Annotated in this window: 1 protein-coding gene; it reads left to right on the plus strand. The window is 57.8% G+C overall.

Features of this window, described 5'->3' with window-relative positions:
- On the plus strand, positions 1–899 hold an 899-nt coding region (gene tnpC, locus ACYVG7_RS00005; protein ID WP_460881212.1), incomplete at both ends, for an IS66 family transposase.

Genomic DNA, 899 nt, shown 5'->3' on the forward strand with positions numbered 1-899 from the left:
GCGGCCAACCGCCCCGTACACCCGCTGGGCAAATGTATCGCCACGCCGTCATTGCTGGGCTACATCATTACCTCTAAGTATGCTGATGGCCTGCCACTGTACCGTCTGGAGCAGATGTTCAAGCGCCTGGGGCAGGAGGTGAGCCGCACCAACATGGCCCACTGGATCATCCGGCTGGATGAGGTATTCCAGCCATTGATGAACCTGCTGCGCGAGGAGCAGAACTACGCGACGTACCTGCAAGCCGACGAGACGCGGATCCAGGTGCTCAAAGAAGAGGGCAAAACTGCGCAATCGGACAAATGGATGTGGGTGACCCGCGGTGGTCCGCCGGGCCGCTCCTCTGTGCTATTTGCCTACGATCCGTCGCGCGCCGGAAGCGTTCCTGTGCGTCTGCTGGAGGGCTTTAGTGGCATACTGCAGGCCGATGGTTATTCCGGCTATAGCCAGGTGTGCAAAGAGAGCGGCCTGACACGGATTGGCTGCTGGGATCACGCTCGGCGCAAATTCATCGAAGCGACCCGAGCCGCACCTAAGGGTAAAGACAAAGGTAAGAGCAAAGCCAGTACTGGCCTGGCCGATGTAGCATTGGGGTACATAGGTAAACTCTATGNTCGGCGCAAATTCATCGAAGCGACCCGAGCTGCACCTAAGGGTAAAGACAAAGGTAAGAGCAAAGCCAGTACTGGCCTGGCCGATGTAGCATTGGGGTACATAGGTAAACTCTATGCCATCGAGCGGGAGCAGAAGGAGCGCAGTGATGCCGAGCGTTATCAGGCACGGCAGACACGTAGCATGCCCCTGTTGGCGGAGCTCAAAACCTGGCTGGACAATAACGTCGGCAAGGTGATGAAAGGCTCGCTGACTCGACAGGCGATGGAATACACGCTGGGGCAATG

This window comes from Pseudaeromonas pectinilytica (assembly GCF_054780855.1).